General features: G+C 36.3%; 14 protein-coding genes and 1 riboswitch. Of the genes, 11 read left to right on the plus strand and 3 right to left on the minus strand.

The features are described 5' to 3' along the window. Window positions 1-575: 575 nt before the first annotated feature. The 3 genes from LQ203_RS26115 to LQ203_RS26125 all read left to right on the plus strand — a co-directional run bounded on the left by LQ203_RS26115 (window position 576) and on the right by LQ203_RS26125 (window position 7,899). Entirely contained in the window at window positions 576-4,655 is a 4,080-nt protein-coding gene (locus LQ203_RS26115) for a S8 family serine peptidase (RefSeq protein WP_230162708.1), read from the plus strand. A gap of 301 nt (window positions 4,656-4,956) precedes the next feature. Beyond that, a complete protein-coding gene (locus tag LQ203_RS26120) occupies window positions 4,957-6,204 on the plus strand; it encodes a transcriptional regulator (protein ID WP_230162709.1) in 1,248 nt (415 codons plus the stop codon). 597 nt (window positions 6,205-6,801) lie between these two features. Further along, window positions 6,802-7,899: an IS110 family transposase gene (locus tag LQ203_RS26125; protein WP_230162711.1), complete on the plus strand. Its 1,098-nt coding sequence runs from the start codon at window positions 6,802-6,804 to the stop codon at window positions 7,897-7,899. Between the two features lie 639 nt (window positions 7,900-8,538). Here the strand turns inward: LQ203_RS26125 and LQ203_RS26130 are convergent. Beyond that, window positions 8,539-9,195: a TrkA family potassium uptake protein gene (locus tag LQ203_RS26130; RefSeq protein WP_230162713.1), complete on the minus strand. Its 657-nt coding sequence runs from the start codon at window positions 9,193-9,195 to the stop codon at window positions 8,539-8,541. 23 nt (window positions 9,196-9,218) lie between these two features. Then, window positions 9,219-10,556: a TrkH family potassium uptake protein gene (locus LQ203_RS26135; RefSeq protein ID WP_230162715.1), complete on the minus strand. Its 1,338-nt coding sequence runs from the start codon at window positions 10,554-10,556 to the stop codon at window positions 9,219-9,221. Window positions 10,557-10,936: 380 nt separating this feature from the next. Continuing rightward, window positions 10,937-11,085: riboswitch (cyclic di-AMP (ydaO/yuaA leader) on the minus strand. A 312-nt stretch (window positions 11,086-11,397) separates the two neighbouring features. On the opposite strand from LQ203_RS26135, the gene LQ203_RS26140 reads away from it, so the two are divergent. Further along, window positions 11,398-11,583: a hypothetical protein gene (locus LQ203_RS26140; protein WP_230162717.1), complete on the plus strand. Its 186-nt coding sequence runs from the start codon at window positions 11,398-11,400 to the stop codon at window positions 11,581-11,583. Between the two features lie 495 nt (window positions 11,584-12,078). On the opposite strand, the gene LQ203_RS26145 is transcribed toward LQ203_RS26140, so the two are convergent. Further along, a complete protein-coding gene (locus tag LQ203_RS26145) occupies window positions 12,079-13,236 on the minus strand; it encodes a cation:proton antiporter (RefSeq protein ID WP_230162719.1) in 1,158 nt (385 codons plus the stop codon). Window positions 13,237-13,995: 759 nt separating this feature from the next. Between LQ203_RS26145 and LQ203_RS26150 the strand changes: the two genes are divergently transcribed. The 7 genes from LQ203_RS26150 (at window position 13,996) to LQ203_RS26180 (ending at window position 18,365) form a co-directional block, all read left to right on the plus strand. Next, window positions 13,996-14,319, plus strand: coding sequence for a PadR family transcriptional regulator (locus tag LQ203_RS26150; RefSeq protein WP_230162721.1), 324 nt, complete (start codon window positions 13,996-13,998; stop codon window positions 14,317-14,319). A gap of 1 nt (window position 14,320) precedes the next feature. Continuing rightward, complete coding sequence (locus LQ203_RS26155; protein ID WP_356715558.1) at window positions 14,321-14,698, plus strand: DUF1048 domain-containing protein; 378 nt, start codon at window positions 14,321-14,323, stop codon at window positions 14,696-14,698. An 18-nt stretch (window positions 14,699-14,716) separates the two neighbouring features. After that, on the plus strand, window positions 14,717-15,067 hold the full coding sequence (locus LQ203_RS26160; RefSeq protein WP_230162723.1) for a DUF1048 domain-containing protein: 351 nt from the start codon (window positions 14,717-14,719) through the stop codon (window positions 15,065-15,067). Window positions 15,068-15,268: 201 nt separating this feature from the next. Then, entirely contained in the window at window positions 15,269-15,685 is a 417-nt protein-coding gene (locus LQ203_RS26165) for an NUDIX hydrolase (RefSeq protein WP_230162725.1), read from the plus strand. A 319-nt stretch (window positions 15,686-16,004) separates the two neighbouring features. Beyond that, a complete protein-coding gene (locus tag LQ203_RS26170) occupies window positions 16,005-16,508 on the plus strand; it encodes an RNA polymerase sigma factor (protein ID WP_230162726.1) in 504 nt (167 codons plus the stop codon). Next, on the plus strand, window positions 16,498-17,490 hold the full coding sequence (locus LQ203_RS26175; protein WP_230162728.1) for an anti sigma factor C-terminal domain-containing protein: 993 nt from the start codon (window positions 16,498-16,500) through the stop codon (window positions 17,488-17,490). Before LQ203_RS26170 ends, LQ203_RS26175 begins: the two co-directional genes overlap by 11 nt. A 515-nt stretch (window positions 17,491-18,005) precedes the next feature. Further along, window positions 18,006-18,365, plus strand: a complete 360-nt coding sequence (locus LQ203_RS26180; protein ID WP_230162730.1) for a hypothetical protein — start codon at window positions 18,006-18,008, stop codon at window positions 18,363-18,365. Window positions 18,366-18,601: the final 236 nt, after the last annotated feature.

Here is an 18,601-nt window from a genome sequence, read left to right on the forward strand (position 1 = left end):
AGGGTTAGTAAATCTATATGAACGATATACAAAACTACGTCAGACTTAAACTGAACCGCCGTATACCGAACGGTACGTACGGTGGTGTGAGAGGTCGGAGGCTAGGCGCCTCCTCCTACTCGATTTATTGAACTAACGGGTGCGTTACTTCAAAAAGGGAGTTGCTTCGGCAGCTCTTTTTCTTATGTAGCTAATGGCAGGTTAGTTCAACAATTGGGCCAGATAATAGAATAACACTTGGGAGTTATTTTGGATATTTTTGGTAATTAACCTTTTTGCTGCAACTTAAGTATAGACCTTCCCCTCCTCAACTCACTCAATGGAATTCATATTTTCTTATTTTACTAAAGAAAACCCCAATTTATAAAAATGAATTTAAGTCTTTTTCACTAATTTTCGCAGGAATAATACTTTTTTAGAGCATCTAAAAGAAAAAAGCAGGTAGAAAGTAATGTAAAATTAAACCAATTGAAATTAAATAGAAAGGCAATTAATCTTATTATAGAATATTTTAAATTTTTAGAAAGGGATATTTTTTCGGAAATCTTCTATTTAACTAAGAAAGTAGGGAACATATGAAAATTCATTCATTCATTAAACGAACAGCGGCGATTACGCTGTCAGCTGGCTTGCTGCTATCATCAGCAAACACGCCTTTCATTCCTTATGCAAATGCAGCGAACATAAAGGCAGAAGACGTCTTGGCTTCGTTGACAAGTGAACAACGAAAAGCGTTAAATAAACTTGAAATGACAGATAATGTCGGATTGCAAGGATTTAAAATGGAAGAGTTAAAAAAGGATAAAGAAATCTCGGTCATCGTCCAGTTTAAATCAAAGCCGGGAAAAGTTGCAGTCTTGGATGCGAATGTAAAAGGAAAGGAGCTTTCTAAAAAACAAGCGGATGATCAAGTAGAAAAGGAACATGCTCAGTTTAATAAAGACATGCAATCGATTCTTCCATCTACTAATCTTAGAAGCAAGAAAACAGGTCATAAAATCACTTCTACCTTTAAGACCGTTTATAACGGGGTAGCTATGAAGCTGCCAGCTAATCAGGTAGAGCAGCTTTTACAATCCGAAGTCGTAAAAGCAGTATATAAAGATGTAGAATTTAAGGTCGATCCGATCGCCATGGGAGAGAAATCAGCCCCTGGTACATCCGTTGAAAGTATTCCATATTTAAAAATTGACCAGCTGCACAATGAAGGTATTACAGGAAAAGGAATCAAAGTTGGGGTTCTTGATACAGGGATTGATTACAACCACCCTGATTTGAAGGATGCCTATAAGGGCGGTTACGATTTAGTTGATCAAGATAATGATCCAATGGAGTCAACGTACAAGGATTGGAAAGCGTCGGGGCAACCAGAATTTAGCTGGTCCGGTTCTTCCTATTATACTTCCCATGGAACACATGTCGCAGGTACCATTGCTGGACAAGGAACGAATGCAGAGGTTTCTGTGAAAGGTGTGGCTCCTGATGTGGATTTATATTCGTATCGTGTTCTTGGACCATATGGCTCAGGATCATCTGAAGGGGTCATTGCAGGTATAGAAAAAGCTGTAAACGATGGCATGGATGTTATCAACCTTTCCCTCGGATCGGACATCAATGATCCTTATGATCCAACCAGTACTGCCATTAACTATGCTGTCCTTAATGATGTAACAGCAGTTGTAGCAGCTGGAAATGCAGGATCAGATGATTATACATTAGGTTCACCTGGCTCAGCAGCACTTGCTTTGACAGTCGGGGCGAGTGATGTGCCGATGGCGGTTTCTACTTTCAATGGGAAAATCGGAAATAAAGATTCGATCGAACTTGTTAGTTTGGCACGCCACTATTCAGATCAATTAAAAGAATGGGAAGGAAAATCCTATGAGGTAGTGAATGTCGGTTTAGGAAATGGCTCTGATTATTCCGGCAAGGATGTAAAAGGGAAAATTGCACTTGTGGAACGCGGAGAATTCGCCTTAGCGGAAAAGGTCAGCAATGCGAAAAAAAATGGAGCAGCCGCCGTTCTTCTTTATAACAATGTGGAAGGGCAGATTAATGCAAATCTTGGTGAGTCCGTTGACTTTGTGCCGTCATTTTCTTTAACAAAAGAAGCGGGAGAAAGCATTAAAGCACAGATTCAAGCAGGTGAAGCGAATTTTACTTTCTCCAAATACGCGGATAAAAAGACAGAAGGTGACCACTTAGCGGACTTTAGCTCAAGAGGCCCGGCAAGAGAAACATACGATATGAAGCCAGAAGTGACGGCACCGGGAGTAAGTGTTCTCTCAACAATCCCTTCTTATATGGTGGACGCTGAACATCAGGAAAACTATCAATATGCATATTCAAGATATTCTGGAACATCTATGGCTACTCCTCATACAGCGGGGATTGCAGCACTCATGCTTCAAGCGAATCCGCAATTAGAGCCGGAAGATATTAAAGCCGTTCTAATGAATACGGCAGATCCTCTCAACGGAGACTACAGTGTATTTGAAGTTGGAGCAGGAAGAGTTGATCCATACCAAGCTGTGTATAGTGGAACAAGCTTCAAAATTAACGATAAAACATTTGTTCCAGGTGCTGAGGAATTAATCAAGGTAAAAGAATTGACGGGCGGACTCAGCTTTGATGTTCACTATGCAGATAAAAAGCTAAATCTAAAAAAATCAATCACTATTGAAAATAATGATAAAGTAAACAAAACATTCAGTGTCACTGTAACTGAAACGAATGGTTCAAATAGCTTGAAGGAAAACGGAGTGGATCTGGATATTCCAAGCAAAATTTCCGTAAAAGGTGAAGACTTCAAAAAAGTAACAGCACGTTTGCTTATTCCTAAGAAAGCAAAGGATGGAATTTACGAAGGCAATATTACATTAACAAACAATGCGAATTCATCAGAGCAGTATCGGATTCCTTTCAGTTTCCGAACAATGGAAGATGGGTTTAATAAGGTTGAACTACTAAATCCTGCCTATTCCCCAAGTTATTTAAACCAAGTAGCATGGGATCCTATGCGTACTCCATTTGTATTTGCTAATTTTAACCTTCGTGCACCAATGGAAAAAATGGATGTCGTTCTTCAAGATGTCAAAACAGGAAAGGACCTCGGGTTGGTCGGAACAATAAATTTAGAAAACGCTTATGACAATGTAGATTATGGATTAAATGCATTTAATGGAACTTATTATGAGTTTACAGGAAACTCAAAACAGCCCATTTCGGAAGAAGCAAGTTATGTGCAACCGGGACATTACAAGTTGAAATTCATTGGTACAGGTACTTCCGGGAAGGTTACAACTGAAACGCAGCATTTGTTCATCGATCTCGATGCACCGAGCTTCAAAAGTTCACTTGATGGAAAATCTCCATTTATTGAATATAAACCAGGTCAAGAAACATATCCATTCGAAATTCAAATCACAGATCCAACCGTTGACGAACTAAAGAAATTGGGCGTAAATATCAATCAATCATCGAACTCGATGGTGTTTTACTGGGGTCAATCGGGTTTCCCTTCTACGCCAATTCCAATGGATAAAGATGGAAAGTTTGTTGAAGAAATCGCCATGGATGAATCCATCCCAGCACTTCGATTCCGCATGAATGGATATGATATGGCGGGAAACAAACCAGCTACAAAGCAATATTACTTTGTAAAAGAAGGTACACCTGTCGCGTATGCTATTGGCGAAAAATATGAGGTGAAAACAGGCGATACGGTAAAAGCAACGCTATCATTAGATAACCTTAACGCAGCGTCAAAGGCGGAATGGAACTTTAATGGTGACGGAGGCTATGACAGTGGTTTATATAATGTAGAGTTAGTTGATGCCAAGCTTCACAGCGAATTCTCGGACAAAGCCTCTTTAACGATTAAAGACAATGTCGTTACTGTCCAATTTAATGAAGAGAGTAAAGCATTAGACCATGCAAAAGTCGTTGAGGTTACCTTAAAGGTTCAGGATGATCAATATATCCTTGGAGCAGCCATTAATCCAATTGTGAGCGTAACGGATGCTAATAATCAGACAAGCAGTGTGTTAAAATCTGATTTAAGTTGGAAGGTTAACCCTCAATTCTCAAAGGCTAGAGGTTATGTCACTCCACAAGGATTTAAAAATGAAGATGGTACTGTTACAGAGAAAAGGGATTGGAGCAAGGTTGGCGGTACAGTGAAAATCTTTGATTCAGAAGGAAATGAGTTCGATGCGACATCAACGGTAGAAGAAGATGGACAATATGTATTCAACAAGCTGCCGTTAAGCACAAATGCCTTCACGATTGAAATGAAAGTCCCAGGCCACTTTGTCACGAAAGAAAAACTAAATTCTGGTATAGGTTTTGAGCACAATGGTGAGTTATACGGTCAAAATCGCCTGATACCTGCCCTTGATATTACTGCAGGTGATGTAAACCAAGACAATGTCATTGATGTTCTAGATGCGATTGAAATTCAAAATGCATGGAAAACAAAGAAGCGTGCAGCGGATATCACCTTTGATGGAATAGTTGATGCTAAAGATATGAAATATGTTCAAACAAACTATCTCAAGCAAAATGAGCATGTCGATAATGCTCCAAAACCAAAGAAAATGTATAAAGGTAAGACATTAGAATCAATTTTAGTTGAGTTGGGAATACAGCCATAACGATTAAAAAACACGATGAAAGCTTAGCTTCATCGTGTTTTAACTTTTTAAGAAAGTATAAAATTTTTCTAAAAGTATTTTTAAAGAAGGTTGCGTTATTTGGATTTTCTTCAGAATAAAATATTGAAGTAGATTGGGAATTCGTAAAAATGGGAAATAAGAGTGAATATTGAAAAAGCTAATAAATAGAGGGAAGCTATTAAAGTAGCCTTGCGCTTTTCTTAATTTTACTAGAATATATAGATTATATATTCATTTTTTCTATATATAGTAGATAAAATTACAATCTAGAGGTGCAGATATGATTGAGGGGAAACTTATCAAGTTTTATCGTGAAAAAGCAGGGTTGACTCAGGGGCAGCTTTGTGGAGGAATTTGTTCGGCTACACATCTTAGTAAGATAGAACGAGGGGAAACAGCTTACTCAGGGGAAATTACTCACTTATTATCCCAAAGATTGAATATCTGTCTTGATGATGAATTTGTGCGGTATCATAATCTTCAACAGAAACTAAAGTTATGGCACGACACGTTCGTTTTGCAACAAAGCAAAGAATCAGAAATTTTAAAAGATGAAATCGAAAAAGAAACACTGATTCAATTGCCAGATTTTCAAGTTTTCTATCAATTACTCTCTGCAAGGTATTATTTATCTAATTATCAATTAGAAACAGCATTATTAATTATTCAAAACCTGCAAAAAAATGAATCATCTTTTTCTCCGCAAGACCGCAATATGTTAAAGCATGTTCTAGGTATGTATTATTTTTACAACGGACAGTATCGAGATTGTATTCAAATTTTAACATCGATTGATCAAAGTCAATATAATCAATTTGAATATTATTACCATTTGGCACTAGCCTATCACCTTATTCATTCTAATATAATATCGTATTATTATGCAGAGAAAGTTCTTGACTATTTTCAAAAAACGTTAAATGTCATCCGAATAATTGATACAGAAACGATCATGTTATTACAATTAAATGCAAAGGAGCTTCATGATTATGAGGAGACGAAAGAAAGGTACGAACAATTAATACGTACCTGTGATACCATTAATGAAATAGACCGTAAATCAAAGCTCCTTAATAATCTTGCATTTGAACTTTACAGAAGAAAAAAATACAAAGAAGCATCCGAACTATACAAAGAAGCCATGGAACTAATTGATGAGAAGGTTCCTCATTATTTAACTGCATTAGATGGTTATATTAATACTTGTTATAAAGGAAAACTACTTTCATTCGAGATTTTATTGGAATTAGCACATAAAGGCCTAAGAATAGCAAAATCGACAAAATCGTATAACTGGATTTTTTTTGAATTACACCTTTATCAGCTTAATCATGAAGAAGACGATTACTATCATTTTATTGAGACTACAGCCCTTCCTCTTTTTAAAAATATGGGCTTCACCATGTTTATTGAACACTACGAAAAAAAACTCTTCCACTTCTATAACCGAATTGGTGCCGTTCAAAAAGCATTGGACCTTGCCAACACTTACATACAAGGCAGAAAGAGCTACTATGATCATGAATAAGTCTTAATAAAAAAAGATACTCTATGCAGATGTTAATGCTGCATAGATTGGATTGATGCTGAAAGTCAGCGTGAAAAAATAGTCAATCAAAGAAGAATTAAAATTGGAAAGCAATTAAAAGTTTACTTGAAAAATAACGAATAGAAAATATGTAAAGCTGATAAGTCCATCAACTTAAAGTATGATGAACTATCAACAATTCGGCTACCTTACCTAGTGATATTTAGTCAAACAACTGAATTCCATTTATTACATAGATACTTTGTATTAATAATTAAAAGATAAATAGTGATATTCAATAAAAGGGCGCGATTCTTTAATAAGAATCGCTTTTCTTAATGAACTAACGGGTGCGTTCGTATTATAAGGTTAGCCAGTTTTTACTGGTTGACCTTTTTTTAATAGAATCTATTATATCAGTAGCCAGGGTAGGACGTACGGGTGCGTGGGACTTGATCCCGTGAACTAAACTGTCCGCCCCCTACTTGTAGAAACATGTTTGAGGCTGGTGGGACGTAGATCTCGTATAACAAGCGAAGCTATGACACTACATGGAGGACTAGGGGTACTGGTTAATAAGTAGAGGAGGTAAAGATAATGAATCCAGTTGTTGGTCTGGATGTGGCAAAAGGAGAGAGCCAAGTTCAGGCATTTTTAGATCAATCTAAACCGTATGGGAAGAGCTTTTCAATGAAGCATATCAAAGAGGAGTTAGATCATTTTTTAGAATTTCTAAAAGAAATTGAAGAGGTGACAGGGCAGATGCCTATGGTCATTTTAGAATCTACAGGGCATTACCATTCTCCCGTTATTCAATACCTGGAGGATCAAGGGATTCTATATATCTTACTAAATCCGATTATTTCTTATCAGGCAAAGAAGTCCAGTTTACGGAAGGTAAAAACAGACGCTATCGATGCGTACCAGTTGTGTGTGCTGTATTACAAAGAGGATTTAGAACCTCATAAAATTAGAGGAATTCAGCTATTAGACCTTCGGAATTTGTCCAGAAAACAGGAAATCGTAACGAATATGTATGTGGAAGCTAAACTTCAGTTTCACACCATTTTAGATCAAGTGTTTCCTGAATACCGGAAGGTTTTTGGGGATCTATATTCGAAGGTTTCTTTATTGATGTTAAAGGAATATCCTACTTCAGAGGCGGTATTAACAGCCGGAGAAAGTAGAAGCGTGTATGAAAGTCACGTAATCAATCTTCGTATGTATATTGAGTTGCTTTTTCATTACCAGGGACACCTTTCTGATTTGGAAGATCGTATAGTGGCCCTGGCAAATGAACTGGAAGAATATAAGATCATCCAATCGATTCCGGGTATCGGAGAAAAAATCGCAGCCACGATTATCTCTGAAATTGGTGAAATCGATCGGTTTAATAATCCGAAAAAACTGGTTGCCTTCGCTGGAGTAGATCCAAGTGTTCACTCATCGGGTAAGTTTACGGCAACCATTAATCGTATGACAAAAAGAGGTTCGAGCAGACTACGTCATTCTCTGTATCTTGCCGTGCTATGCGGCATAAGGAGTTCAAGGAACAAAAAGCTTAAAGCTTTCTTTGATAAGAAAAAATCGGAAGGAAAGCCAGCCAAAGTGGCGATCGTTGCCTGTATGAATAAACTTCTTCATTGGGTTTACGCTTTATTAAAGAGAAAAGAAGCATTCCTAGATTTATCCTGATTAACGGTTTTATGAAACAGAGAAAAATCCTTCCAAAAGGGTTTTGGAGGGTTATTTGTCATGAACAAAAATAGTATATCATAAGGGAAATGAAAATTTTAGAGAAAGATATTGACATCCTATTAGCTGGTTTAGTTGATTAAAGAACACAATAAATGATCGATCCTTTGCTGCTGGTTGAACTCCTTGCATAGGACCAATATTAGGGGCCGTTGTAACCCTTGGTTTGTCTACAGGGTTTTCCATACCGTTCTTAACAATGTCATTTTTTATAGGAAAATCAGAATGGATAAAAAATATAACCACAAAACAACTCAATTTTGTGGTTATTTAACAATTATTATGGGGATTGTCTTATTTTTTGATTGGATGACCGAGATTAGATCATTTCTCACAAATAATGTATTTGCTGGCTTTACTGGTTTCTACTGCAAAGGATAATCCTATACAGCTGAAGGCATCGGGCTGTTGCAAGCCGATGGGTTTTACGGAGCTATTGCCCCGGAACCAGACTATATCCTTATTTCTTTTCTTATCTTAAGCCGAAACTTTTCTGAGTAAGTGTTTAGACAATCAGGATAGCAGGGACCCGTTGTTTCGGATAAAATTCGTAAACGGACGTTTCGGACGCCACTAGTATTAATCTATATTTGCAAACATGGCTAGATCCTCTTTATTACCAATCATCAGGAGCATATCTCCTTCGTGGATAACGTAATCAGGAGATGGAGAGATAATAATCTCACCATTACTAACGATGGCAATAACACTTATATTATATTTTGCTCGTAAATCAAGCTCCCTGAGACTTTTTTCTGTCATGCTCGCGGGGATCATGATTTCCTCTATATTGTATTCTTTAGAGAGTTCTATATAATTCAGCATTTTAGGAGATAGGAGTTGATTTGCCACCCGTTCACCCATATCTCTTTCCGGATAGATAACCCAATCAGCGCCTACTTTATTTAACACTTGTCCATGGTTTTTATTAAGAGCTTTTGCAATAACCTTTTTTATTCCTAATTCCTTTAAGAGCAATGTAGTTAAAATGCTTGATTGCATATCATTTCCGATGGCTACGATGACACAATCGAAATTCCGAATTCCGATGGATTTCAATGTCTCTTCTTCAGTGGTATCTGCTATGACTGCATGGGTAACGCTCAATTCCGCATCCTCAACTCTCTCCTCATTTATATCAATTCCCAAGACCTCTTGTCCTGCTGTATGTAACCTAAGAGCTACACTCGTTCCGAATCTTCCTAAACCGATTACAGCATATTGTCGTTTAGACATTCATTTCACCCCTTCATTTATTATTAACCAATCATGATTTTGCCTTTTGGATTCCGTAATGGATCTGGTTTACGCCTCATGGCAATAGCGAAAGCAATAGTTAAAGGCCCCAATCTACCTGCAAACATTGTGAAAATAATGAGTATTCGGCCGATAGGAGATAATTCTGGGGTTAAACCCATTGAAAGGCCAACAGTAGCAAATGCCGAAGTAGCTTCAAATAATATCATTAAGAAATCTCTTCCACTTTCTGTGATGGTCAACAACATAGTAATCGTTAATATTACAAATAACCCAATTACAGTAACTGTTAATGCTTTAAATATTGTTTCAATAACAATGCGGCGACGAAACAAAACGACATCTTCTTTCCCTTTAATCTGAGACCAAACAGTTCCTATTAGGGTGGCTAATGTAGTGGTTTTAATCCCGCCACCAGTCGACCCAGGAGAAGCCCCAACGAACATTAAGAAGATGATAAGCAACAAAGTAGGTTGTGTTAAGTCCGGAATGTTTAAGGTATTAGATCCTGCTGTTCTCGGAGTAACAGATTGAAACAATGAAGACAATACTTTTCCAGCGTAGGATAAAGGCTGTAACGTTTTGTCATTTCCATATTCAAATATGAATATTAAAATGGCCCCTCCTATTGTAAGGATTAAGCTAGTCATCAATACAATTTTTGTATGAACGGATAAGCGATGGGTATCACGGTATTCGTATAGTTCATTCATAACGATAAAGCCAATTCCACCTAATGTTATTAGGGCAGCCACAGTAAGGGTTACGATAGGATCTGCTGCATATGGTGTCAGACTCCTAAACTCTCCCATCAAGTCAAAACCCGCATTATTGAAATTAGATATCGAATGAAAAACGCCATAATAGATTGCTTTACCAATTGGCATATCGAAAGAAAAACGAATAGATAATATAATGGAACCTAGGATTTCAATGACTGCAGTGAAAATCAAAATCCTTTTTACTAACCTAACTACACCTGCCATAGATAAGTTATTTAAGGATTCTTGCAACAACAATCTGCTTTTTAATGAGATTCTTTTGCCTAATAAGAAGAAGAAAAATGTTGCAAATGTCATAAAGCCTAGGCCACCCACTTGAATGAGTGATAAAATTACTAACTCTCCAAACTTGGTAAATGTCGTTTCCGTATCAACTACGACAAGCCCTGTCACACAAGTAGCAGAGGTAGAGGTAAATAAAGCATTTAGAAAAGAAAGACCATTCCCATCTTCAGTGGAGATAGGGAGAGTTAACAAATATGAACCAATAAGTATCAAGGCGGCAAAGCCCATTACAAGAATTTTTGGGGGATCTAAAAATTCTTTTACTTTTTTCAAATTTAATCATCATCCTAACTATAAATAAATTATTATGGGTGGAAGAAATGCAACAAACATATTTACATTTAAACGCCCTAATACAAACTACTAGGGACTCTTTGACATTTGGTTAGTATTTCACCTTTGTTTCATTCACATTCACCTTCACCTTGAAAATAACTCAATAGAACATTACTCACCTTCTTGTAAACAAAAGCAGACACTTTTCCTATGTATACAACAAATCGGTATTACCCATTCCTTGGTAGTAGAAACACGCGTGGTTACATAAATTGATTTATATTTATATGCATAATAAAAAGACCTACGTATACATCAGGTTGCTATTTTGTCACAAAAAAGCACAAAAAAAGCCCACTGAATATAGGTGGTCTTACGACCTCCTTCGCTTTAGCCGACGAAGTTAGCTGACGGGTAGGATGGCGAAAGAGCTTTTTTCTCATCCCTTCTGCAAATCAAAGCAGAATTAACCCCAAATGACTGGGTCCTCCGTATTCATTTACTTGAAATTAGGCCGATTTATTGTTTATGAAAAGTATCTTACTCCTATCAGGTATTAGTTGTAAACCCCAGTGTCTCTAAAAATCACCAGAAGTTGTTTGCTTTTTTTAAAATATTTTTTAGCAATTCATACTATTGTTACGGTTTTGTGAACCGATTTAAAAAATATTGACTAAAACTAGATAAGACTTTATGATAAGTTCGATAAATTCCAGCGTAGTTTTTTGGAACGTTTTTAAATATTACTATTTTATAGATGCTTAAAAGGTCGTATTTCTTTACATTATTAATTAAATTATTGGAGTTTTAATAAAATAAATAAAAAGGGCAGGAAAATATGGAGAAAACATCTTATAGATATGTTATTAACGCTGTAGGTAAAGGTGGGCAAACATACCTAACCCAATGTCAGGATAAAAATGCGCTAAAGAAATGGATAGCAGACAACGAGGATAAACTAATAATGAATGAGTTAAGGATAACGGATAAGAAAAAGAATCCATTATTAAAATTTTTCTTCTAAAAAACAAAATATAATATCATCACCTGAATTTAAGGTCTAAAAGACATAAGTTCATAAAATGGTAATATGATTCCCACGAACTGTACAATAATTTCTCCGCAGTTGGTGTTAGAATGGGACCTCTGACAATGGTGCTTGCAATTGCAATTTATTCAAATGATAAGTCAAAAGAGCATATAATTATTATGTTCTCTTTCTTTGTGACTTCTTCCACTAGCCTGCCTAATATAAAAGGAGCTGAAGATCAGCTTCTTAACATAATTATATTCAAAATAGGTCTGATAGGGAGTTTCGCAGTAAATCTAGCGCTATGTCAGCGGTCTAATTCTCTCTGTAAACATTTTGAAAATAATGAGTGCACGACTAATAGGAGATAATTTTGGAATTAATCCCATGGATAGACCCACCATAAAAAGGAAATAACATAACCATTTTCTCCTAAATTACTGTAGTTAAACGTTTATTATATATCTTATCTTTTTATCCAAAAAATATTTATCTCACGCCGACTAAAGCTACTACTTTTTTGAGTGTCGTTCCCTGAACTAATAGTGAAAATACAACATTACTAAAAGTCATAGATAAAAGCAGCTCACGCCCTTCAAACTCCGTTGTAACACTTAAAATAAGAGCAATAGAAAGAGATCCTTTTAATCCTCCCCAGGCAATTACATGCTTCCAGGAAGTAGGGATGGTTTTATCAAAAGCAAGACTGAAATAAACGGCTACAAACCGAGCCAAGAGTACGATTAGAATACTCCCAATAATTAACCATCCTTTATCTAGAAAATTAATACTACTGACTTCTAACCCCACCAATAAGAAAATGAGTGTATTCGAGAGGAAGGCAACAATTTCCCAAAAGGAATCCATTTTCTCATGTGTCAGGTCAGACATCCCGATATTTTTTCCATATGTCCCGAGGATTAAACCAGCTGTCACGACTGCGATCACACCTGAAACATGAAAATGTTCCCCAAGATCAAAAGCACCGTAAAAGAGAACCATGGAAAGTCCGATTTCCACCAAATAATTGTCGATTTTGGACGTAATACGGGAAGCAATAAATCCGCATACTCCACCGATAAGGATACCTCCAATGATTACTTTTACGAACTCAATAGAAGCCTCAAAAGTGCCTGTTAGACTTAAAACAGTGGTCACAAGTGAAATTTTAAATAATACAACAGCTACTCCGTCATTCGCTAAACTTTCTCCTTCGACAATAATAGATAACCGTTTATTCAAGTCCATAGCCTTGAAAATACTAAGAACTGAAACAGGATCGGTGGCAGCCATCAATGCTCCGAAGATTAGTACTTGTTGTAGAGAAAGGTTCAGTAGAAAGTACATTAGAAAAGAAACGATTAAAAACGTCAAAAATGTTCCAACAAATGCTAATAATAGGATAGGTTTCTTACTCCGATTTAGTTCATCAATTGGAAGTTTAAGCGCTGCATCTCCTAATAGAGCTGATAAAAAGATTACAATAACTGTAGTCTGGAAAACAGTATCAGTTGCAGCATAATTCTTGACCTCAGACAAGCCGGGAATAGGTAGGATTCCTATTATCAAACCAACAATAACAAGAAATGTAGGATAGGGTTGTTTCATTTTTTCTGCGATAAAAACAACCCCTACCGCGATAGCCAATAAAATGATCCAGTATGTAATCAGATACTTATTCTCCCTTCAAATGATGCATATTACACCCAATGACGGCCGTATAACATACCCTTTATTTACATTACTCAGGATTCGTATAATAAAACCTACCTTTTTTATTATGTTTTATACAAATCAAGTTTGGGATAATTGTTAATAAGGGACATGAAAAATAAAGTGTTCGAAAAAGGTCACGTCCTGAACTGAATAAATGCATTTCAATTAGACGGTACTTTTTTAAAAGACTATTTTTCAGGGGTATTTTCTTTAGGGTTCTTAATTTTATAAATGATAGCAACTATTTTTATGCACACACCTACCACTACCACAGGGAACATCCAAGTATTGATAAAATGCGAGTAAATCCAATCATACATAAATCCCACCTCTGTATTTGTTGTTTTCTATAGTATGAACTTTTTTTTATAGCGTTATCAATACTCATATTCATGAGTAGAGTACCCAAGAGATACCGCAAGAATGCAGGATGGTTGGCCAAGAAAAGATTGTTACGGGATAGATCCAAAAGTACTAAATAAAACTTTCTTAATGACCTCCCTCAGTTAAATAGATAATGCTCACGAATACCTTTTCTTACTCCGCATTTACAGCCAATCCTTTTTTATCTTTTTAAATTTATAATTTTTTTAATGCACACTTGACACCCCCTCTACATAGTATTACAATATACTGGTACTTAGCAATACTGAATATCTATATAACTTATTAGCTTAGGAGGTGTATGTTATGGAAAATTTAACAGAAATGCTCAAAGGTGTGTTGGAAGGTTGTGTGCTGGAAATTATCAGCCGGGGAGATACTTACGGCTACGAGATTACCCGCCGCCTCAATGAAATGGGCTTTACAGAGGTTGTTGAGGGTACGGTCTACACCATTTTGGTGCGACTGGAAAAGAAAGAATTAGTGAATATCGAGAAAAAGCGTTCTGAAATGGGTCCTCCACGCAAATTTTATTCATTAAATAATGCAGGACACAAGGAACTCGAACACTTTTGGGAAAAATGGAATTTTGTCTCATTAAAAATTAATATCCTAAAGGGGGAGAAATAATATGAAGAAATTTATAGAGCTAATCATTGGCGATTTACAAAGCAAGAAGGAATACAAAGCATTTATGAAAAAAGTAAATTCCCTACCGAAAGATTACGCCTTTGTGTTCAAAAAGATTCAAAAGTACATGTGGAATTTCGGATATGGATTTGGTGAAGAAATCATCAATTTGTATGAACTGTTTGAAGCTAGTGCAGCAGAAGGCAAGCATGTGCTAGATGTTACCGGTGAAGACGTGGCGGCATTTGCCGACGAATTGATGGCTCTCTCAAAACTAGATGGAGAATCGGTGAGTATATTAGGAGGGCAAGTAGATTTGAAAAAAGAAATTGAGAGTAGAGTTGAAGAGCAAGTGAAAATATGGACGAATAAAAAATAAGGTAGGAGGTTAAATACCATGGTAAATTTCATCAAAAAGATACTTGACGACAAAAAAGAATACAAAGAAATGATGGCGCGTGTGGAAGATTTGCCAGGCGACTACCCAGAAGCCTATAAAAAAATCTGCAACTATATGTGGGGTTTCGCCTCTGGTAGTGGCATGGATATGCTGAGAGTCCAGTACGATCTCATTGATTTGTTTGAAGCTGGTGCGGCAGATGGCAAAGACGTATTGGAAGTGACCGGTGAAGACGTGACAGCATTCGCCAATGAACTTACCGACCAAGCGAAAAGATGGGATGATAAGTTACGCAATAATTTGAACAAAAGCATTCTGAATCGTGTGGGTAAGAAAAATAAGCGTTGAACAACCCAACTGAATAGCTTTTTTGAAAACAGGAAGTTTGTGAATAAATGTACTTAAACTAACGGGTGCGTTAGCTGAAGATCAGAGCTGTCTTTAAGGTAGCCTTTTCTTATGGCACTAACGGGGCAGGTTAGTTCAATAAAGCAGTGTATTGAAGCAAAGTGTTAAAATATATATTAGAAAATTAAGAGGTGGTATGGTGTGAAGAGAGTAGATGTTGTATACGCGTTAATTTATGACGAAATAACAGAAAAAGTATTAATGGTTAATAATCAGCATTCAACTTGGTCACTACCAGGTGGGGCAGTTGAAATAGGAGAAACATTAGAACAGGCCGTTATTCGGGAAACAAGAGAAGAAACAGGTTTAGTAATTGAAGTAGGAAGTATTATTGCGGTTAATGAGGCATTTTTTTCAAAGCAGGGACATCACGGTTTAATGATTACATTTGGAACAAAAGTTATTGACGGAGAAATTACAATTGAAGACAAGAATGAAATTGCTGAGATTAAATGGGTGGACATAAATACTGCTAATAACTTAATGCCTTACCATAGAGATGGAATAGAAAGATTACTAAAATCCTCGTCACCTTACACTTTTCAGGGTGAATGTTAATAAACAAATTTATAACATAGAATATTAATCAACTAACCGGTGCTTAGTTCAATTGTATAGAAAATGATCAAACCTTCTTTTAAAAGAATCATTCAATTGAATAGTTAAGAGCATGTTTTGATTTATCTTTTAGTCAGGACATGCTCTTTCTATTTGTTCATTTACCAAGGTGTTTTTGTATTAATTTTATCAAACGTTGTTTTAGAGATACATAACGATTCTTACTAAAATTCGAAACTATTTACTAAAAAACTATTTTGTGTGATTAAAATTGTAAACTTTTCTTTACGGTATACGTCTAGTAGGCAGGAGGACGATGATGGATGACATAAATAAGAATAACGAGCTTAATTCAGAGCTTAATATCGTATATAGATACTTGCGGAAATTGGGTATTTCACAAGCCGATGCAGAGGATGTTGTTCAGGAAACGGCTTATAAGTATCTGCTTTATTACGATACGATTCAGACTTCTAAGATAAGGAGTTGGCTGATACGTGTATCATTAAATTTTCATTATGATCAGTGCCGGAAGCAACGGCGGTACGACCTCAATTTAAATGAAGGACTTTTAGAGACGGATAAAAAGGAGCTTCCAGAGGTGGTTTTTCTTGAAAAAGAAAGGAATAGAGAGGTTGGGTATGCACTATCAAAGGTAAAGCCGCACTTTCAAGAACTTTTGTTATTAAAGTATCAATCAGGCTTATCGTATGAAGAGATATCCAAGTTATTAGAGAAACCTATCAGTTCTATTAAGACAAATTTATTCAGAGCCAGGAAACAATTAGCGAAGATTTATAAGGAGGCTAACCATGAGCGATAATCACGAATCAAAAAAAGAGAAAGAAATCGATTTTATCAACACGCCTTCCTTACAAAAGGCCCTCAAAAAAACAAAAAGGAAGCAGACAATCAAGTATGTAATCATTGCTGTACTTACAACTACCATCCTGTTGACCACTCTTTTCACAGGCAGTCAATACATCCTCAATAAACGGCTAGAGCATCAGGATGATATATATGAGATGGTTCATGGGGCAAATATATCATTAGGGGATAGCAGCTATAATTACAATTTATTTAGTGTAACAAAAGAAACTACATATTATAAAAGCATTGGTGACCGTTCAATAGTATGGGATAAAAAGACCGAGAAAATCCCATTGTTCGGAAGGATAGACACCATTGAACGAGGAAGTGGAATGATTGAAAGTAATGTTTATAACGAAAAGGAGCAACGAACAATCCGTTATAATAACTTCAATAATGAAAGAAAAATCGATTTTTATTATCCAGGTTTGTCCTATGACTATTTACCAGATGAACTTGATACTGCCGTTGGTTTGGACAAAAATACGTTAATCGAGGTTGCCCTTTCCTTTAAGGAGCCAATGACTTTAGCAGAGATGGGTGAGAAGCTTGGCTATGAAAATGTCAATTGGCTATGGGTCGATACAACAACTGTCGCTCAAATGGACAGAATGACAAAGGAGCTGGATTCTGATGACTTAAAAACTAAGGGCGGTGGCGGTGCCTTTGGATTTTATGTCAGCCAAGAAGTTCCTTATTCTGAAGAAAGTGGGCAGGGATTCATTCACGAGTTGGAGCAACTTAGTAAAACAGACAGCCATAAAAGCTCTATTAAAGAAGCTCTGAAGGGAATCAAGGAAAACACCCAATCTTCAAAAGGGGAAATCCGTTTTAACGGGGCCGTCGTGACTGGTACGGCAGTGGAGCTCAGACGTTTCCAAAAACTGGATTTCATTCACGCCTCCGTCATTGGCGCTACGATTGATAAGTATTGAAAGCAGGTAAAAGATTAAATGAACTTATCAATTTAAAAACTAGAAAAAATATAATGAACTACAATTAAGTTGAAGACCAGGCTGCCATCAGGCATGCATAACAGGTGCATTACTTCATTAAGGGAGTTGCTTTGGCAGCTCTCTTTCTTATGGCACTAACGGGGCAGGATAGTTCCATAAGGAATACTGTTAAGGGACATTAAGTATAAATTTGTTTAAACGTCAGTCATGTTTTTCCATTAAGGGCCAAATTATGGAGGATTGTATAAGATCTACTATATTTTTTAATGTATCTCTATCTATTTAGAGATACTTTTTTATTCATTAAATGAGAAGAGGATATTAGTTAAACGATACAAACATATCAAAATAAAACAATTATTTATTGTAAATCAATAAATAGTTGTTTTATAATAACAATAAATAAATTAATTAAGTGGGTGCTTCTTTATGGGCTGATGCCTATCTAAAGAGACAGAGTAATTGAATAATTCAATGTGAAAGGATTGTTTTTTTTGGGGTTAACTTCGATTTTAATTGGACTTTTTGGAGCTATATTAGTTATTATCTTCGTTTTTCCATTACTAATGGTTAGAAAATATGGGAAAGGTTCATCTCCTTATAAGTGGTCTTATTGTATATTCGGGCTATTAATTATCAATTGGATACTATACATTACAGGTTTTTATACAATGCTTCCTGTTAATGTTGCAGACTTAATTTTTATCCCAATATGGTTTATTGTTTGTGCTTTAGGTGCCTTATTTACAATATTTGAGTTTAAGAACAACAAAGCCTTTGCGGTTCCCCTTGCTGGTTTTACTTTTATTAGTTTTGTTTTCGCTTTATTCTTAATCGGTATATCACAGATGTAACGGTGAAGTAAGTGTTCAACAAGAGGGCGCGATTCTTTAATAAGAATCGCTTTTCTTAATGAACTAACGGGTGCTTTAGCTGAAGATCTGAGCTGTCTTTAAGGCAGCTTTTTCGTGCGCCCGGCATGGGTGCAATCTATAGGGTGCGAGTCCCGAACCATGAAGGCAGTAGTAATGGTTAGCTTAATGCAAGGGTGTCCATGGTGACGTGGAATCTGAAGGAAGCAAGCGGCGAA

Origin of the sequence: Peribacillus sp. Bi96 (genome assembly GCF_918698115.1) — a bacterium.
Classification (GTDB): Bacteria; Bacillota; Bacilli; order Bacillales; family DSM-1321; genus Peribacillus.

Excerpts from the sequence above, each read along its gene's own strand:
- LQ203_RS26115 (WP_230162708.1), top strand. The coding sequence starts at position 576 with ATGAAAATTCATTCATTCATTAAACGAACAGCGGCGATTACGCTGTCA.
- LQ203_RS26120 (WP_230162709.1), top strand. The coding sequence starts at position 4,957 with ATGATTGAGGGGAAACTTATCAAGTTTTATCGTGAAAAAGCAGGGTTG.
- LQ203_RS26125 (WP_230162711.1), top strand. The coding sequence starts at position 6,802 with ATGAATCCAGTTGTTGGTCTGGATGTGGCAAAAGGAGAGAGCCAAGTT.
- LQ203_RS26130 (WP_230162713.1), bottom strand. The coding sequence starts at position 9,195 with ATGTCTAAACGACAATATGCTGTAATCGGTTTAGGAAGATTCGGAACG.
- LQ203_RS26140 (WP_230162717.1), top strand. The coding sequence starts at position 11,398 with ATGGAGAAAACATCTTATAGATATGTTATTAACGCTGTAGGTAAAGGT.
- LQ203_RS26150 (WP_230162721.1), top strand. The coding sequence starts at position 13,996 with ATGGAAAATTTAACAGAAATGCTCAAAGGTGTGTTGGAAGGTTGTGTG.
- LQ203_RS26155 (WP_356715558.1), top strand. The coding sequence starts at position 14,321 with ATGAAGAAATTTATAGAGCTAATCATTGGCGATTTACAAAGCAAGAAG.
- LQ203_RS26160 (WP_230162723.1), top strand. The coding sequence starts at position 14,717 with ATGGTAAATTTCATCAAAAAGATACTTGACGACAAAAAAGAATACAAA.
- LQ203_RS26170 (WP_230162726.1), top strand. The coding sequence starts at position 16,005 with ATGGATGACATAAATAAGAATAACGAGCTTAATTCAGAGCTTAATATC.
- LQ203_RS26175 (WP_230162728.1), top strand. The coding sequence starts at position 16,498 with ATGAGCGATAATCACGAATCAAAAAAAGAGAAAGAAATCGATTTTATC.